The sequence below is a fragment of the Gilvimarinus sp. F26214L genome (assembly GCF_054401055.1).
This window is the reverse complement of sequence record NZ_JBTIYG010000001.1, coordinates 336,868-352,844: the sequence shown is the minus strand read 5'-3', so window position 1 is coordinate 352,844 and position 15,977 is coordinate 336,868. Positions and strand designations below refer to the sequence as shown.

Here is a 15,977-nt window from a genome sequence, read left to right as displayed (position 1 = left end):
TCAACCGTTCCGGTGGTTTTCCATATGAGGGTGGCCACTCTCGCCGTAGCGGGCGAGCAACTGACAATTGGTGGTCCCCGAAGCCATCACCAGCAGCCAGACGAGCAGCAGGAGAAGCACTTCGCGCAACGAGTCGGCGCGGAGCATCAAGCCCAGCGTCACGAAGCCGAACCCCATGGTGTCCGCCTTTGTCACTGCATGGAGACGCGTGAACAGGTCGGGGAACCGCAGCAGTCCGACGGATCCGGAGACGAAGAAGAACAGCCCGGCGATGAGGGCAGGCCAGCTCAACCATATCAACAGTTCACTCATCGCCGGTACCTCGCAGCCGTTGCACAAGCGCGGCTATGACCACCGCCGCGAGCAACGCGAGCACCAGGGCTACGTCCCGCAGTGCATCCTGCTGCTGCCACTCCGCGGTTACCAACAGCAGCGCGATGGTCGTAGTGCTCATCATCTGCGCGCCGAGGATGCGCTCTGCACCGGATGGTCCGCGTTGCAGTCGCCAGACTCCGGCGATGATGGAAAGCAGCAGTACAACTGCAACCGCGCTCATGGCGGGCGCTCCTTCGATCCGGTCGGGTCATCGAACAGGGATCGCAATTGCAGCTCCAGTTGCTCAACGGTCGCTCGCCAGGGTTGGCGGCGATCCAATACGTGCAAGTGCATTTCACCGGCTTCCACCTTTGCAGCCAGAGTACCGGGCAGAAGTCCCACCACGGCCGACAGCAACAGGCAAATCCGCGGATCACCCGAGGCGAACTGGTACCGCTCCCAGGAAGGTTCGATAGGCAGCGCGGGTGAAAGCGCGCGGCGGGCCACATCAATGGCGCCGCTGACGGAAGAAGCCAGGAAAAACCCCACAAATAGGGGTAAGCGGCCAAGGCGCATGCGCATGGGTTGCAGACCGAGTGCGGTTGCCAGGGCGCTGGCAAGCAGAACGCTGGCCGCTCCGAAAATCCAGCCGCCTCCCGCCGCCAGTAAAATCCACAGCGGTGTGTAAGCCAGGACCCAGAACCCGAAACGACGAGGCGCTGGAGACGAGCGGGTAGCCGAAGTTTGCTGGGGCATGTGCATGAAAAAGCAAGAGTTAGACCATGGGCCCGATTCGCGGGGTGTGTCTCTGGTCTGCATATTGCTTGCCTGCACCTCCCTGTAAGCAAAGCCGGGGTGGCTTGCCGGCGATTTAGATAACAGAAGCGAGGGGGCAGTGAACTCAGCGAGTCAATTGATGCATGCACCCGTCTGCACGGGCAGCGGTGAGTTGATCGGGCACGTGGATGACATGCTCGTGAACCCGATCAGTGGGCGCGTGGACTATGTTTCAGTTCGGCCCTATGTGGAGGAGGGGAGTATTTGTGTTCGCCTGAGTTGGCGGGATATGAGATTGGATCAGCGCTCCCAGGGACTGGTGGTGGTCCCCGGCAGTACGGCAGTGAAGCGCCTGTTGATTCGAGCCGGCCTCAACGGAGGCCCCGACGCGATCCATTAGACGCACAACGCAACTCTGCGATTTGTTGGGTTACGCTTCGCTAACCCAACCTACGGGTCTGGTTGGTTTGGCGTAGCTTGGGTTAGGCCGCAGGCCGTAACCCAACGCTGGTGGTGGCCCCCGGCAAGCGCCTGTTGATTCGGGCCGGCCTCAACGGTCGCCCGGACGCGATCCATTAGACGCTCACTGCAACCTGCGATTTGTTGGGTTACGCTTCGCTAACCCAACCTACGGGTCTGGTTGGTTGGCGTAGGTTGGGTTAGGCCGCAGGCCGTAACCCAACAGTGCGGACTGTAGCGCCGCTGATCCAACCGGCGGCTGCGCGCTACTCGGCGGAGGCGCGTTTTTTATGATCGGCCGTAGGTGCCTGGTAGGCGTTGATGCGGTTGTACAGGGTTTTAAGGCTGACGCCCAGTGTGTGGGCGGCCTTGCGTTTGTCTCCTTTGTAAAAGGAAAGGGTGGCGAGGGTCAGCTTCTTCTCGGCGTCCTGCACGGAATCGCCAATGTTCAGTTGGAGAACGTCGCCGCCGGCAGCTGTTGCCGTATGGAGTGAAGGAAGATATTCAGGGGTTATTTCCTCGTCGGCCATGATGAAGGCCTGTTGCATCATGCTGCGCAACTCTCGCACATTCCCCGGCCACCCGTAGCTATCCAGTAATGCCGCCGAATCCGGTGTGAGACGTTTGGCTGTACCCGCTTCCTCATTGAACAGGGCCAGAAAATGTTCGGCGAGACCGCGGATATCGTTGCCGCGCAGACGCAAGGGAGGAACGTGCACGCACAGACCGGCGATCCGGTAGTAAAGGTCTTGCCGCAGATCACCTTCCTTAATGGCGGCTTCCGGATCACGGGCGCTTGATGCCACTATGCGCAGATCCGTTGTCTGTTCGCGCCGGCCGCCGACGCGGCAGAAACGTCCGGTCTCCAGCACCCGAAGCAGCTGTAATTGCAGATCCTCGGGCATGCGGGTGATTTCGTCCAGAAAGAGCGTACCCCCGTCGGCCCGCTCCAGACAGCCAGCGCGAACTTCCGTGCCGCCATTGATAATTTCCTGGCCAAAGAGTTCTTTCTCCAGCTTGTCGCCATTGGACGCCCCGCAGTTGAGGCTTGCAAAGGGACCACTGGCGCGAGGGCTTAAGGAATGAAGGCTCTGCGCAACCAGGTTCTTGCCCGTGCCGGGCTCTCCCACCAGAAAAACGCCTGCCTGGCTCGAGGCAGCCTTGCGCAGAATGCGGTAGAGCCTGTGCATGACCGGCGAGCTGCCGCGCAGTAACGCGAAGGACTCCAGCGTCGGTTGGTCCCCCTGCAGGGGAGTGACGTGGTCATTGGTGTACTCCGCTGCGAGGTCGCCAAAAAGCGCGGCAAGGTAGCGCTCTTCCGCCGGGTGACAAAAGAAGAAATCTGCCCCGGCGAGGAAGCCGCGGCGGACCTGATCGGGGTCGTCTTCATCGGCGATCAGGATCACACTGCGCGTGCTTTCGAGCGCGGGATGGGAGAGAAGGCTCAAACCCTCGCCGTCGGGAAGATGCAAAGCCACCAGCGCCAGGTCCGGCAGTGTCTGATCAAGCTGGCGATTGGCTTCGACGACCGAGCGTGCCGTGAGTAACCGAAATCCACTGGCCCGAAGCTGGGCGGAAATGGTCGCCATTCTGTTCTCGCCGTTAACGACGAGTATGGCCAGAGGTTGTCTGTCCATGGAAACTCCAGAGCGGAACTCTCTCCAGTCGCCTGCGCAATGTAGGTCGGGTCCGAGCCGAGGGAGCGGGTTTCACTTCATATAGAACGGAAATCTGGGTTATAGACGAACCGGCGGGATTTTAGTTTCTCCGTGGGAACCCTTGAGCTCCATGCTACATGTCATCCGCCATGCTCCGGGACACAGACATGCGGTGGCAAGTATCCTCGATCAGGGCCTGAAGGTTACCAAAAGCGTCCCGCGACTCCTCAATCCCCTCATTGATGGAGACATGCTCCAGCTCTTGCGCCAACTCCCCGTTGAGCGCCAAAATCGTGTTGGTCACGTCATCCAGGGAGGTTTGCTCCCCGTGTTCCGCAATCATCTCGTCCACTTTGCCGCTGCCAGGGTCCACGTACTGCATGTAGGTGTTCTTCACTTTCGAGGGGGCGGTCTGCCGGTATTCGGCAATCCTGCCAGTCAGCTCGTCCTGCAATTGAATCAGGTTGTCGATGTGGAGCTGGGTGCGCGCATCGTCCGAGTGTTCCCGCAACGTGGCAAGGAACTGGCTGATTTTGTCGCATGTATCGATAACGCGACCCATTACCTGTTCTTCGGATAAATAGCTGTCGCGGTTCTCTCTTTTAGTCACTGCTGAACCTCTCTCAGGATTCGCCGGGTTCATCCAGAGTCAACCCCACCTTCAAGTGAACCTGCCAGTGCTTCACCCCGTGGTCGCTCAGTTCACCACGAATTTCGATGACTTCGAACCAGCGCAAGGCATGCATGGTTTTTCCCACACGCTCAATCGCATTATTGATGGCTTGCTCGAGGCCGTCGGGTGAGGAGCCGGCGACTTCCAGTAGTTTGTAAGTGTGCTCCATTGGATGCTCCTTTGTACTGATCTCCCTGCCTGCGGCGGTTGTTCGCTGCGGGCGATGCATTCGATTCAAGATCCGGACCAGCGGCTTTTGCCCGCAGAAGCCGGCCAAACTCAGATCAGATAGCGGTCCCAACTGCCGTAGCGGCTGGATATCCGGCCCCGCGGAATGCACAGTGCAATCAGGGCCAACCCGAGGACCACATCCAGGATGCCCGCTGCCAGATTGCCGCCCGAGAACAGGAAGGGAGCTGCAATCAGCGCCACGCCCAGCACACCATTGACGAAGCGCAGGGGGCGGGCGCTTTGGGCAAAACTCGCAACGGATACGGTAATCACCAAGGCGCCGATCAGGTGATCCGCGTGGGCCAGCCCGGGTTCGGCGCCCACGGTCAACCGGCTGAACATCAGCAGAACTCCGATCAAGGCACTCACGCACAAGGTCCAGGGTGCTGACACGTCGGCGGCACGGCGGGGCTGGTCTGTGGTGAGGCGCTCGCGGGTCAGCGGTGATTCCGCTGATTCCCGGTCCATCGGAGTTCCAAACAGAAGGATGCGCAGCCAGGGTTCCCCGCGGCGGGCCCTCTTTACCAGGAGTTGACCCGTGGCCACGATCTCGTCGATGGAGTAGGGGATTTGAAACACCATTGCGGCTGCGGCAATCAGGCAGGCTGTACACCAGGTGCCAATCACGATGGGCTGAATAATGATGAAGTAGATGCTGACGGCGCCGAGGGGAACAATCAGGAAACCAAAGAGCAGGGTGAGCCAGGGCATCTGGTGCCAACGGTAGCGGCTGCCGATGCTTCCCGCGAGGATTTCGGCCAGATACACCAGCCCGCCCAGTCCGGCGTCCGGTACCGGCCAGGCCTCGGACACTTCAGAGGTGATGATCCGTTCAGTGCCGTCGCCGAAGAACGGATCCCACACGGCGGGAATGTGGCCAAGCTGATAGGCGGCCATGTAGCGGGACAGTAACAGGCCCACCACGGCCAGCAGGATAATGGGCAGGCGCTGGGGCCAGGTGGAGGGGGCATAACTCCAGCCCGGGGGGACGGCGGCGCGGTGCAGGCGCGCGGCCGGGTCAATGCCGGGCGTGGGCCTGGCAATGGTGGAGAGGCCGGCAACTGCAAACCCCACCAAGGTACCGTTCAGGTAAGCCGCCGCACTCGGGGTCCAGAATACGAGGGGCGCAAACGCCGCCCATAGGCCCACCGCGGCTGCACCCCAGCGCGCCCAGGCCAGGTACCGTGACAGCGACAGCAGGGCGAAGACCAGAATCAGGGCGCCACTGAGTACGTCACTGATAGCCATGGGGGTGTCGGCGTAACCGAGTGTGGGAGGGCTGGTGATCAGCCACACGCCTAGTACCGCGGAGACAGCGTAAGCCCAGAGCCACTGCTGGTGCTCGTGTTCGAGGTGCTCTTCCAGTCGGTCCAGGCGCTCCTGGACCTGGTCCGGAGATTCTGCAGCCTCGGTTGCTTCCTGCAGCCAGTTGGGTGGAGTCATATTGTTCACCCGATACCAGCGTTTCGGGTCTTCCTTGAACCGGGCAATCAGGTGCGGAAGTTCGTCGCGCAAAGAGTGGTGCGGTTCCCACCCCAATGCTTCGCGGGCACGGGCGATATTCAGCTCATAATGATCTTCCGACAGGTCGATCATAAACGGCCGGATGAAGGGCTTCTGCCCCTGGTCGATGGCGTCGGGAATCAGGGGCTCCGCTTTTTCCTGGGCCCAGGCGCCGATCTTTGCCAGCGGCTTGGGAACACTGAGGGTATGGACCGGCTCGTCGTGAAGTTCATCTCCGATACGATTTTGCAGGGCGCTGTAGGTGCTCACCAGGGGTTCGCCGATGAGCGCCACGAAGTGGTTGGGCAACCTGTTACGCGCTTCGATGCAAGCCGCAAGCGCGCTCAGCATGTCCTCGATGTGTAACGCACTCTGGCCACGGTCGGGATCGCCGGCATAGACATGGCCGGTGATCTTGTCCTGGTAGATCCGGTCGATCTGGTGGGCGAGCATCGGGGACTGACAGTCTTCCGTATACAGGCCCGCAAGCCGAAGGATGGCGTAGGGCATGTCCCCACATTCCTGCTCGATGGCTTGTTCGGCGGCCAGTTTGGAGATGGGGTAGGCCCAGCGGGGTTCCAATGGTGAATCCTCGTCGATGGGAACGCCGGGCTCGCCGCCGCGGTGGACCAGTATGGTACTGGCATAGATGAAGCGTTCGACCTCGAACCGCTGGAGCTGGCGGATCAGCAGGCGGGTGCCTTTCACATTGAGCTTCTGGTAAAGAGGGTGCTCTTCACCACTGAAATCGAAGTAGGCTGCCAGATGAATGACTGCGGCAAAATGGTCCGTCCGTTCTGCCGCCTCGTCCAGTGCCTGCTGAATGGAATTCTCGTCAGTAAGATCGCAGCTCAGGGATGTGTAGTGCTCGTTGGACTCATTGGCGCTTCGGTCCAGGCCGATAACGTGGTACTGGCCGGCCAGGTGGTTGACCAGAGCCGAGCCGATGAACCCGCCTGAGCCGGTAATGAGGAGATAGGGCTTCCTGCTTGAAGTTGGGTTCCTGTCCATTTCTGGAGTGGAGCAAGGAGTATACCGTCCCAAGACGGGAATCTCTGTGAGGCGTGGGGAGTTGTAAGTTTTGCAGGAGCGGCGCGTCAGCTTACAAGGTCGGCGTGTCAGCTTACGAGGTCCTGGGGGCAAGATCATTCACGTCAGTTGTTGCACGCAGTCTCTCGCTCCTCAGTATTGCCGAAGGTGCTTCTGTCGCCGGCTCCGACAGGCGGCTTCACTGGCACAGCCGTTGTTGCTGGCACAGCCGTTGCTACACAGCCGTTGCTAATTGCTAGGGACTTGATTGCTTCCAGATGGGAGCGATTGATCTGTCCGCGCGTATCAACCGAAGCGAAGTCGGAATTGCATATGGGTCTGCGGTGATGTTGCTCCTGCAATCGGAATTGAAGAACTTCACTCTCCATGCCAGGGACGGAGATCTGGGGCGGTCCAAGGACTTCCTGTTCGATGACGAGAAGTGGACCCTTCGGTATATGGAAGCGAGCACGGCTCGGGTGCTGGGGCGACGGGTGCTGATTTCGCCCATTTCCATGGGAGAGCCGAACGTGGAAGCCCGCGAGATACCCGTCAAGCTGTCTCGCAAGGAAATCGAAGATGCGCCCGGTGCGGAGACCGACCAACCCATCTCCGAGCGATTTGAGCGGGAATACTACGCCTACTTCGGATATCCCTACTACTGGGTTGGCGGCGATGTCTGGGGCTTGCATGGTTATCCCGCTGATCTCCTTCAGCAGGCAAGCCCCGGGCAGGAGCCCCCGGACGAGCGCAAGATTCGTGAATCGCACCTGCGCAGCATGCACGAGGTCATCGGCTACCGGATCCATGCGGCGGATGGCGAAATCGGGCACGTTGCGGATTTCGTTCTGGATTCCAGGAACTGGGCCGTGCGCTACCTGGTGGTCGATGTCCGCCGCTGGTTGCCGGGACCGAGTGTCATGCTGGCGCCGCAATGGATAGAAAAGGTGTCGTGGCACGAAAAGCTGGTGTACGTGGACGTCGCCAGAAGTGCCATCAAAGATGCACCGCGATTTGAAATGCCGATTAGCCGCGATGATGAATTGGCGGTATTCAGTCATTTTTCCCGTCAGCCTTATTGGCACACCGGCACCCGGCAGCAACATGAGGCGGACCGTCGGCCGGGTGGGCACAGCCAGTGATTGGGCACCACCAGGCTTCAACATCTTAAAAAATTTGAATACCTGAAAAACTTGAACAGCTGAAATAAAAAAGACAGGAGACCCAAACAACAATAGTCCGCGCAGCAAGCGCCAAGACACCGCATCCGATTTCTCCATGGCGATTCAGTGAGCTGCGGCTTGCCGAATCTTTTTCTGGTCGGGAAAATTTTTAGGAGGAAAATTTATGCCTAGCGTCCGCATGGCGGAATTACCGGAAAACGTGCTGAGAACGCTTCCTGTACCGGCTCGGGAAACCTATCAGAAAGCTTACGATGCCGCCTGGCAGGTTTATGCAAAGGCCGACAATCGCGACCGGAAGATCAGCCTGGAGGAGGCGGCCCACCGGGTGGCCCTCGCTTCCCTGGAAGCAGACTTTCACCGCAGTGAACACGGTCAGTGGGTTCCCGACTAACCCGCTGTTTCAAGACATCATCTTGACGGTCTGCCGCGGGCCGCTCCGGTGGAGCGAATATGTCCGCAGTTGATGAAGCGCAGTGCGGCTCGCTACTGCTCGCCCGCCGCCCAGCGCTTCGCAGCTTCCCGCTCGGCGAAACCAAACATCCGCACCTGGGCATGATTGAAATGCGCCCCCAGGCTCTCTTCCGCGCCGGGAAGGGCGGTATCCGTTGCCACGGCAACGCGCCTGATCCTGTGGTGCTCGTCCCCCGAAAACGTCAGGCGGGGCAGAACCTTGCGAAATGAATCCCAGCCGGGGAACTGAGGTGCTTCCACCAGCATTCCTGCCAGGTGGCCCTCCTGTTCCAGAAAGGGTTCCACGACCCCGACCGCAGTCTCCATGTCATTGCTGTTGATCAGCCCCTGCGGTCTGATCAGGGCCACTTTGATCGAGGGATCGACTTCAACAGTAATCATGACTACCTCCACGCGGACCGGCACTCAGGAGACAGCTAACCGGTGGCCGGGTTCGCTGCCCCGACAGACTTGATCAGCTCTTCGGGATATCGACCGCCGTCGACTCAGCACGGGCGGTGAGTGAAATGCTTCTGACAATCTGCAGCTGAAGCGCGGGTATATGCGAAAACCGTCACAGCAGGGGGGCGCCGGCGGTGAGGCCGGAGACCGACGGAATGCTCATCCTGTGCTAGCATTGATCATACTTTCCGGGCCTTTGCCCGCCGTTCTCGGATAACGACGATTCCCATGATGAGTATTCACCTTCGCACCGCATGTATCTGGTTATTCACACTGCTCGCCACCGCCCTCGGCGCGTCGCCGGCCATGAGCCTCGAAATCACCGGAGAGTGGACCCAGGGGCAGTTACTGATAGGCAAAGTGGCGCCGGGCTCCCGGGTAGAGTTTCTGGACCGCACTCTGCGGGTGGATCCGGACGGTACATTCGTGTTCGGGCTGGGCCGGGATGCGCCGGAGCAGGTTGCCATGCTGGTTACGGATCCGGCAGGCAAGCAGCAGCGTCACGAATTTTCAGTGCAGCAGCGCCAATATCATATCCAGCGTGTTGAAGGGGTGCCCGCGCGGACCGTCAACCCGCCGCCGGAGCAGCTTGCGCGCATCCGCAAGGAAAGCGCACTGACGCGCGCGGCACGGAGCAAGGACCTGGAACGGCGGGATTTCCTGAAAGACTTTCAGTGGCCCCTGGTGGGCCCGATTACGGGAGTGTACGGGAGTCAGCGCTTCTACAATGGGGAGCCACGGACGCCTCATTACGGGCTGGACGTGGCGGCGCCGAACGGTACCCCGGTAGCGGCGCCGGTGGACGGCGTGGTTACCCTGGCCTATGACGATATGTTCTTTTCGGGCGGCACCCTCATCATTGACCACGGCCACGGGGTCTCCTCAACCTTCATTCACCTCAGCCGCATCCTGGTCGAGGAAGGGCAGGAGGTGCGTCAGGGCGACCTGATCGCGAAAGTTGGTGCCACCGGGCGAGCCACCGGCCCCCATCTGGACTGGCGCATCAACTGGTTCAACCAGCGGCTGGACCCCCAGCTTCGGGTCGGCCCCATGCCGGAGCTCGATGACTGAGGCAAAGTCCCGATCGGGCCTGAAAATTGTTGCGCGTATGCAGTAGAATTCACGGTCCCCGTTTTTCAGCGTATGGCTCAGGCAAAGGACCTTTATGATCGACAAGAAACTGCTCAGCATCCTGGTGTGTCCCGTGAGCAAGGCGCCCCTGGAGTACGATCGGGAAAAGCAGGAGCTGATCTGCTGGTCCAGCAATCTGGTGTACCCGATTCGCGACGGAATCCCCGTGATGATGGAGAGTGAAGCGCGCCAGATCACCGAGGCCGAGAGAGAGGCGCACCGCCAGCGACAGAAACGCGTTCAGCAATAGTCTAAGGAGACGGAATGGCCGAAGAGACCTTGTTCACCAGGATCATGAAAGGGGAGATTCCCGCGGACGTGATCTACGAAGACGACCTCTGCATCTGCATCAGAGACATTGCCCCCAAAGCGCCAGTCCACGTATTGCTGATTCCCCGCAAACCCGTTCCGCGGCTTGCCGACGCCAGCGAGGCCGACCAGGAACTGCTCGGGCACCTGATGACCCGGGTAGGCGTAATCGCGCGTCAGCTTGGCATCGAGGATGCCTTCCGAGTTATCGTCAACAATGGCGAGGGTGCCGGTCAGACGGTCTTCCACCTGCATCTGCACATACTGGGTAACAAGGAATTCAGCGAAGCGCAGCTGGGGTTCTGAACCATTCACGGGTCCTTCGATCCCCTGTAAGGGCCGGGCAGGGGTTGGGCGGATCGCAGGCTGCTAGATCGCCAGCGAGATGCCGATACACAGCCCCATCACCAGCAGCAGTGCGCCGATTATCATGCCGAGGGTTTTCAGGGTTTGCCCGTCGCCGGGCTGCAGGCTACTCATAAGCTCGTCTCCACATCGTTTTTGTTGTGATCGGACCGCCATATGGCTGTCTGAGAGAAAGCGTGGAACCCGGACCGGAAAGGTCCGGTAGACCTATTGGTTGCTAGCACAACAGTAAGTGAGGCAACCTTTCCGGTCAAGCTCTGCAGAACATGGCTCTGGCGGACGGTCATGACCTGCAGGGGCTCCCTTGTGTCCAATGGAGCTAAACCCTACCATTGCATGCCTTTTACCCAAGCCCCTTAACCGATCAAATTTGTGGAACATTGATTATGAAGAGTGCCGAGATTCGGGACGCCTTTCTGAAATACTTCGAGAACCAGGGCCACACCGTAGTACCCAGCAGTTCGCTGGTCCCGGAGAACGACCCGACCCTCCTGTTTACCAATGCGGGCATGGTGCAGTTCAAAGACGTTTTTCTCGGCCTGGAGCAGCGTCCCTACAGTCGCGCTGCCAGTTCCCAGCGTTGCGTGCGCGCCGGAGGCAAGCACAATGATCTGGAGAATGTGGGCTACACGGCCCGCCACCATACGTTCTTCGAGATGCTGGGCAATTTCAGTTTCGGCGACTACTTCAAGGAAGACGCCATTCGCTTTGCCTGGGAGTTTCTCACCGGGACCTTGAACTTGCCCGCTGAACGCCTCTGGGTGACGGTTCATGTAAGCGATGACGAAGCTGCAGACATCTGGCTCAAGAAGGTCGGCGTTGATCCGGAGCGATTCTCCCGTCTGGAGGAGGATAATTTCTGGCAGATGGGGGACACAGGCCCCTGCGGCCCCTGTTCGGAGATTTTCTACGACCACGGCCCGGAGGTGCCCGGCGGCCCGCCCGGCAGCGAAGGGGATGACCTGGATCGCTACATCGAGATCTGGAATCTGGTGTTCATGCAGTACGAGCGCTCTGCCGACGGCACCATGAAGCCCCTGCCCAGGCCTTCGGTGGATACAGGTATGGGGCTGGAGCGGATCGCCGCTGTGATGCAGGGGGTTCACAGCAATTACGAAATCGATTTGTTCCAGAACCTTTTGAAAGCGGTCGCGGAAGTGACCGGTGCACAGGATTTCGAGGACAAATCCCTTCGGGTGATCGCAGACCATATCCGCTCCTGCGCCTTCCTCGTGGCCGACGGAGTGATTCCGTCCAATGAAGGGCGCGGCTACGTGTTGCGCCGCATCGTCCGCCGCGCCATTCGGCACGGTCACAAGCTGGGCCAGAACGAGACCTTCTTCCACCGTCTGGTGGGAGCACTGGCGGCGGAAATGGGCGATGCCTATCCGGAACTGCACAAGCAGCAGGCTCATATTGAGCGGGTGCTCCTGGCCGAGGAGCAGCAGTTTGCCAAGACCCTGGAGAAGGGCATGGCTGTGCTGGAGAATGCGCTTGGGGAGTTGAACGGCACCGAGTTGCCGGGCGAACTGGTATTTACGCTCCACGATACCTACGGCTTTCCAACCGATCTGACCAATGATATTGCGCGGGAGCGCAATCTGACCCTTGACCTGGCCGGTTTCGAGCGCTGCATGGAAGAGCAGCGCAAGCGGTCCGCTGCCGCGGGCCAGTTCAACGTGGATTACACCCGTGCCCAGCAGATTGCCGGCAAAACCGAGTTCCGCGGATACGACGAGTTGCACGGCAAGGGACGTGTGCTTGCGTTGCTGGTGGACAACGATGTGGTGGAGGAGGTCCGCGAAGAGCAGGAGTGCATTATCGTTGTGGACCAGACTCCCTTTTACGGCGAGTCTGGCGGGCAAGTGGGGGACACCGGCTATATCGAAGGAAAAGGCGGTCGCTTCGAGGTGCGCGATTGCCAGAAGAGCGGCGACCATCATCTGCATATCGGGAAGCTGCTGTCCGGCACCTTGCGCCAGGGCGATGAAGTTCAGCTCACTGTGGACACTCACGTGCGCCAGGCCACGGCCCTGAACCACTCGGCGACTCATCTGCTGCATGCGGCGCTGCGCAAGGTTCTAGGTGAGCACGTCACCCAGAAGGGCTCACTGGTGGACTCCGAACGCCTTCGCTTTGACTTCTCTCATATGCAGGCGGTGACCCCCGAAGAGTTGAAGGAGATCGAAGCGCTCGTCAACGAGCAGATACTCGCCAATTCCGCCGTGGAGACAGAGCTTCTCGATATCGACGCAGCCAGGGAAAAGGGCGCGATGATGCTGTTCGGCGAGAAGTACGGTGACCAGGTTCGCGTGCTCAGCATGGGCGGGGGATTCTCGGTGGAGCTCTGTGGCGGAACCCACGTGCGTCGCACCGGAGATATCGGCTTGATGCGCATTGTTGCCGAATCCGGTATTGCCGCCGGCGTGCGCCGCATTGAAGCCGTTACCGGTGAAGGGGCACTGCGACTGTTCGATCAACAGCAGGAGAAAATTGCGGAACTCTCCCGCCTGCTCAAGTCCGGTCCCGATCGGGTGGTGGACAAGGTGGAACAGTTGGTTGAGAGTCAACGCCAACTGGAAAAGGAGGTGACCGCCCTCAAAGCCAAGCTGAGCAGTTCTTCCAGTGAAGAGCTGCTACAACAGGCCAGCTCGATTGGCGATCTCAAGGTGCTCGCCGCTCAGGTGGACGGTTTGGACAACAAGGCGCTGCGCTCCATGGTTGACCAGCTCAAAAACAAGCTGGGCCGGGCCGTGGTGCTGCTGGCTGGGGTGGACTCCGGAAAAATCAGCCTTGTGGCGGGCGTCAGCAAGGAGGCCACCGCCCAGGTGAAAGCCGGCGATCTGGTTCGCACCGTTGCCGAGCGCATCGGCGGCAAGGGCGGCGGTCGGCCCGACATGGCTCAGGGTGGCGGTACCGACGTTGATGCGCTTCCTTCTGCCCTCAAAACCGTTCCGGGCTGGGTGCAAAGCCAGCTCGGCTGATCTGTTCTCCCGCAGGAACCGGTGTGGGGTGGCGCAGAGCCGCCCCAAGCCGCTTTTTCCCCTTTCTGGTCAGCCCCCCGCGCGGCAAAATTTGCGGCGCGGATGCTTAACACGCGTCAGTTTTTAGTGTTAAATTGGCCGCCTTTTTGCGCTTGGGTGAAAGCCTTTCGCTTCTATAAGTATCTGCGTCCAACTGGGGCAGAATGGAAGTAATTGGGAATAAGGAAGCCCGGCGTATTTCTCCGACCTCTTCAGAGTAGACGCCAGAACATGAGCTTGTTTGTTCAGAAATACGGTGGCACGTCCGTTGGTTCAATTGAGCGGATCGAAGCCGTCGCCGACCGCGTGGCAGGCTTCCACCGGGACGGGCACGACATGGTTGTCGTGGTTTCGGCGATGAGCGGAGAAACCAACCGGCTCATAGCGCTGGCCCAGGAAGTTCAGGACCATCCCGATCCCCGCGAATTGGACGTGCTGATTTCCACCGGGGAACAGGTCACCATCGCGCTGCTCAGCATGGCCCTCAAAAAACGCGGACTGGACGCTCGCTCCTACACGGGCTCACAGGTTCGTGTGTTGACCGACGGCGCCTTCAACAAGGCGCGCATTCAGCATATCGATGTGGATCGGATGCAGGCGGACCTGAGCGCGCGAAGAGTCATTGTGGTTGCGGGTTTTCAGGGTGTGGACAAAGACGGCAACATCACCACTCTTGGGCGCGGTGGCTCTGATACCACCGGGGTCGCGCTTGCGGCTGCACTTAAAGCTGATGAATGCCAGATCTATACGGATGTGGACGGTGTCTATACGACTGATCCGCGCATGGTGCCCAAGGCAACCCGCCTGGAGAAAATCACCTTCGAAGAAATGCTGGAGATGGCCAGCCTGGGGTCCAAGGTGTTACAGATCCGCGCAGTTGAATTTGCCGGCAAGTACAAAGTTCCCCTGCGGGTATTGTCCAGTTTTGAAGACGGTCCCGGCACGTTGATCACTCTCGATGAGGAAGTTGAATCTATGGAACAGCCTTTGGTTTCGGGCATTGCATACAATCGTGACGAGGCCAAGATCACTCTGGTCGGAATCCCCGACGAACCTGGGATGGCCTCCAAGGTGCTTGGCCCCGTAGCCGCTGCCAACATCGAAGTGGATGTGATTGTGCAGAACGCCGCGGCGAACAACACCAACGATTTGACGTTCACCGTCCACCGCAATGACCTGGCACGGACTAAGGCCGTGCTGGACAGCATTCTTAGTGATGTGGGTGCCCGCGAGGTTTTGACCGCCGACAACATCGCAAAAGTTTCGCTGGTGGGGGTGGGCATGCGTTCTCACGCGGGGGTCGCGGCGCGCATGTTTTCCGCACTTGCGGCGGACAACATCAATATCCAGTTGATCACCACCTCGGAGATCAAGATTTCAGTGATCATTGATGAGCGTTATCTGGAACTGGCGGTGAGAGGCCTGCACACCGCTTTTGACCTGGACAGGAAGTCGTCGGAAGTAGCGGAATAAGTGGATTTTAACGCCAAAATTCTGCACAATGACGGATCAGTACTACCATAACGAGAAGCGGCATAACAACAAGTCAATCCAAAACCAAGCCGCACTGCTTTTACTCTCTCCAAGGCTGACCTCTGGTTAAGCAGGCAGGTTCTATGCTTTACTAGGGCTTGCTGAGAGGGAACGGAAAGCGGAAGCACAGTATCGGTGTGACGGGCCAATGCTGTACTCACAGGATGAACAAAGGAGATTTAGCAATGTTGATTTTAACCCGCCGCATTGGCGAAACCTTGATGGTTGGCGACGAAGTTACTGTCACGGTCCTCGGAGTCAAGGGCAACCAGGTTCGCATCGGGGTTAACGCGCCGAAAGAAATCGCGGTACACCGCGAAGAGATCTATCAACGAATTCAGCGCGAAAAACAGGAAGAACAGTCAGGAGAGCAATCCAGCTGATCTTTGGCTAGATCTCCGTCCGGAGGGCGGTCGCCGAAGGAGGCCGCCGAACCACATCCTCACCGCTCAGGCCGCTGCGGGGCAAGCACGGCTGAAAGTTGAACGACATTTCACCCGAAAACAGATCAAAACGAGCGGAACCTTTGAATTTCGCGCAGATGTTGTTATTATCGCGCACCTTTCGAAGAGCACTGATTCCCACGCCGCCAGCAGGCCCGGGATGCTCATCGGAGCCAGCTAAAACAGAAAGTCCTTTGCGTGAAGACTCCACGTCGTCATGCACCCCGGAGAGGTGGCCGAGTGGCTGAAGGCGCTCCCCTGCTAAGGGAGTATACCCTAACCCGGTATCGAGGGTTCGAATCCCTCCCTCTCCGCCATTTCAGTTCTACTCCCCTTATTCGCCGATCCGATCTCCGTAGAATCCACTGAACTCCCCGCGGGAGGGATTTGAACCCGACAAGAGGGTTCGACAAATTCGTCGGGAACGAATT

Annotated in this window: 17 protein-coding genes and 1 tRNA gene; 10 read left to right on the top strand and 8 right to left on the bottom strand. The window is 59.4% G+C overall.

Annotated elements, in window-relative coordinates; translation table 11 throughout:
- Genes ACURWW_RS01490 through ACURWW_RS01480 form a run of 3 tightly spaced genes read right to left on the bottom strand, consistent with a single transcriptional unit; the run spans position 1 to position 1,134 of the window.
- Complete coding sequence (locus ACURWW_RS01490) at positions 1-312, bottom strand: cation:proton antiporter (protein ID WP_445615240.1); 312 nt, start codon at positions 310-312, stop codon at positions 1-3.
- On the bottom strand, positions 305-556 hold the full coding sequence (locus tag ACURWW_RS01485) for a monovalent cation/H+ antiporter complex subunit F (protein ID WP_445615239.1): 252 nt from the start codon (positions 554-556) through the stop codon (positions 305-307). Before ACURWW_RS01485 ends, ACURWW_RS01490 begins: the two co-directional genes overlap by 8 nt.
- Complete coding sequence (locus ACURWW_RS01480) at positions 553-1,134, bottom strand: Na+/H+ antiporter subunit E (protein WP_445615238.1); 582 nt, start codon at positions 1,132-1,134, stop codon at positions 553-555. Before ACURWW_RS01480 ends, ACURWW_RS01485 begins: the two co-directional genes overlap by 4 nt.
- Before the next feature lie 76 nt (positions 1,135-1,210).
- Between ACURWW_RS01480 and ACURWW_RS01475 the strand changes: the two genes are divergently transcribed.
- Positions 1,211-1,492: a PRC-barrel domain-containing protein gene (locus tag ACURWW_RS01475; RefSeq protein WP_445615237.1), complete on the top strand. Its 282-nt coding sequence runs from the start codon at positions 1,211-1,213 to the stop codon at positions 1,490-1,492.
- Positions 1,493-1,817: 325 nt separating this feature from the next.
- Here the strand turns inward: ACURWW_RS01475 and ACURWW_RS01470 are convergent, their stop codons facing one another.
- From ACURWW_RS01470 to ACURWW_RS01455, 4 genes are all read right to left on the bottom strand, one after another.
- Entirely contained in the window at positions 1,818-3,188 is a 1,371-nt protein-coding gene (locus ACURWW_RS01470; RefSeq protein WP_445615236.1) for a sigma-54-dependent transcriptional regulator, read from the bottom strand.
- A 154-nt stretch (positions 3,189-3,342) separates the two neighbouring features.
- Positions 3,343-3,819, bottom strand: a complete 477-nt coding sequence (locus ACURWW_RS01465) for a hypothetical protein (protein WP_445615235.1) — start codon at positions 3,817-3,819, stop codon at positions 3,343-3,345.
- A 13-nt stretch (positions 3,820-3,832) separates the two neighbouring features.
- Entirely contained in the window at positions 3,833-4,051 is a 219-nt protein-coding gene (locus ACURWW_RS01460) for a dodecin (protein WP_445615234.1), read from the bottom strand.
- 110 nt (positions 4,052-4,161) lie between these two features.
- Positions 4,162-6,627: an NAD-dependent epimerase/dehydratase family protein gene (locus ACURWW_RS01455; RefSeq protein ID WP_445615233.1), complete on the bottom strand. Its 2,466-nt coding sequence runs from the start codon at positions 6,625-6,627 to the stop codon at positions 4,162-4,164.
- A 296-nt stretch (positions 6,628-6,923) separates the two neighbouring features.
- Here ACURWW_RS01455 and ACURWW_RS01450 point away from each other — a divergent pair, with 296 nt between their 5' ends.
- Together ACURWW_RS01450 and ACURWW_RS01445 are read left to right on the top strand one after the other, a co-directional pair.
- A complete protein-coding gene (locus ACURWW_RS01450; protein ID WP_445615232.1) occupies positions 6,924-7,787 on the top strand; it encodes a PRC-barrel domain-containing protein in 864 nt (287 codons plus the stop codon).
- A gap of 205 nt (positions 7,788-7,992) precedes the next feature.
- Entirely contained in the window at positions 7,993-8,220 is a 228-nt protein-coding gene (locus tag ACURWW_RS01445; protein WP_445615231.1) for a ChaB family protein, read from the top strand.
- Positions 8,221-8,312: 92 nt separating this feature from the next.
- On the opposite strand, the gene ACURWW_RS01440 is transcribed toward ACURWW_RS01445, so the two are convergent.
- The gene (locus ACURWW_RS01440) at positions 8,313-8,681 is read right to left on the bottom strand and encodes a SpoIIAA family protein (protein WP_445615230.1); all 369 of its coding nucleotides are present in this window, start codon (positions 8,679-8,681) and stop codon (positions 8,313-8,315) included.
- A 288-nt stretch (positions 8,682-8,969) separates the two neighbouring features.
- On the opposite strand from ACURWW_RS01440, the gene ACURWW_RS01435 reads away from it, so the two are divergent.
- The 7 genes from ACURWW_RS01435 to ACURWW_RS01405 all read left to right on the top strand — a co-directional run bounded on the left by ACURWW_RS01435 (position 8,970) and on the right by ACURWW_RS01405 (position 15,863).
- Positions 8,970-9,812: a M23 family metallopeptidase gene (locus ACURWW_RS01435; RefSeq protein WP_445615229.1), complete on the top strand. Its 843-nt coding sequence runs from the start codon at positions 8,970-8,972 to the stop codon at positions 9,810-9,812.
- 94 nt (positions 9,813-9,906) lie between these two features.
- The gene (locus ACURWW_RS01430) at positions 9,907-10,122 is read left to right on the top strand and encodes a Trm112 family protein (RefSeq protein WP_445615228.1); all 216 of its coding nucleotides are present in this window, start codon (positions 9,907-9,909) and stop codon (positions 10,120-10,122) included.
- Between the two features lie 14 nt (positions 10,123-10,136).
- On the top strand, positions 10,137-10,487 hold the full coding sequence (locus tag ACURWW_RS01425) for a histidine triad nucleotide-binding protein (RefSeq protein ID WP_445615227.1): 351 nt from the start codon (positions 10,137-10,139) through the stop codon (positions 10,485-10,487).
- A 446-nt stretch (positions 10,488-10,933) separates the two neighbouring features.
- A complete protein-coding gene (gene alaS / locus ACURWW_RS01420; RefSeq protein WP_445615226.1) occupies positions 10,934-13,531 on the top strand; it encodes an alanine--tRNA ligase in 2,598 nt (865 codons plus the stop codon).
- Between the two features lie 270 nt (positions 13,532-13,801).
- Positions 13,802-15,043: an aspartate kinase gene (locus ACURWW_RS01415; protein ID WP_445615225.1), complete on the top strand. Its 1,242-nt coding sequence runs from the start codon at positions 13,802-13,804 to the stop codon at positions 15,041-15,043.
- 245 nt (positions 15,044-15,288) lie between these two features.
- Positions 15,289-15,486, top strand: coding sequence for a carbon storage regulator CsrA (gene csrA / locus ACURWW_RS01410; protein WP_445615224.1), 198 nt, complete (start codon positions 15,289-15,291; stop codon positions 15,484-15,486).
- 286 nt (positions 15,487-15,772) lie between these two features.
- Positions 15,773-15,863: transfer RNA gene (locus ACURWW_RS01405), tRNA-Ser, on the top strand.
- Positions 15,864-15,977 lie beyond the last annotated feature (114 nt).

Excerpts from the sequence above, each read along its gene's own strand:
- ACURWW_RS01490 (WP_445615240.1), bottom strand. The coding sequence starts at position 312 with ATGAGTGAACTGTTGATATGGTTGAGCTGGCCTGCCCTCATCGCCGGG.
- ACURWW_RS01485 (WP_445615239.1), bottom strand. The coding sequence starts at position 556 with ATGAGCGCGGTTGCAGTTGTACTGCTGCTTTCCATCATCGCCGGAGTC.
- ACURWW_RS01480 (WP_445615238.1), bottom strand. The coding sequence starts at position 1,134 with ATGCAGACCAGAGACACACCCCGCGAATCGGGCCCATGGTCTAACTCT.
- ACURWW_RS01470 (WP_445615236.1), bottom strand. The coding sequence starts at position 3,188 with ATGGACAGACAACCTCTGGCCATACTCGTCGTTAACGGCGAGAACAGA.
- ACURWW_RS01460 (WP_445615234.1), bottom strand. The coding sequence starts at position 4,051 with ATGGAGCACACTTACAAACTACTGGAAGTCGCCGGCTCCTCACCCGAC.
- ACURWW_RS01455 (WP_445615233.1), bottom strand. The coding sequence starts at position 6,627 with ATGGACAGGAACCCAACTTCAAGCAGGAAGCCCTATCTCCTCATTACC.
- ACURWW_RS01450 (WP_445615232.1), top strand. The coding sequence starts at position 6,924 with ATGGGAGCGATTGATCTGTCCGCGCGTATCAACCGAAGCGAAGTCGGA.
- ACURWW_RS01445 (WP_445615231.1), top strand. The coding sequence starts at position 7,993 with ATGCCTAGCGTCCGCATGGCGGAATTACCGGAAAACGTGCTGAGAACG.
- ACURWW_RS01440 (WP_445615230.1), bottom strand. The coding sequence starts at position 8,681 with ATGATTACTGTTGAAGTCGATCCCTCGATCAAAGTGGCCCTGATCAGA.
- ACURWW_RS01435 (WP_445615229.1), top strand. The coding sequence starts at position 8,970 with ATGATGAGTATTCACCTTCGCACCGCATGTATCTGGTTATTCACACTG.
- ACURWW_RS01430 (WP_445615228.1), top strand. The coding sequence starts at position 9,907 with ATGATCGACAAGAAACTGCTCAGCATCCTGGTGTGTCCCGTGAGCAAG.
- ACURWW_RS01425 (WP_445615227.1), top strand. The coding sequence starts at position 10,137 with ATGGCCGAAGAGACCTTGTTCACCAGGATCATGAAAGGGGAGATTCCC.
- alaS (WP_445615226.1), top strand. The coding sequence starts at position 10,934 with ATGAAGAGTGCCGAGATTCGGGACGCCTTTCTGAAATACTTCGAGAAC.
- ACURWW_RS01415 (WP_445615225.1), top strand. The coding sequence starts at position 13,802 with ATGAGCTTGTTTGTTCAGAAATACGGTGGCACGTCCGTTGGTTCAATT.
- csrA (WP_445615224.1), top strand. The coding sequence starts at position 15,289 with ATGTTGATTTTAACCCGCCGCATTGGCGAAACCTTGATGGTTGGCGAC.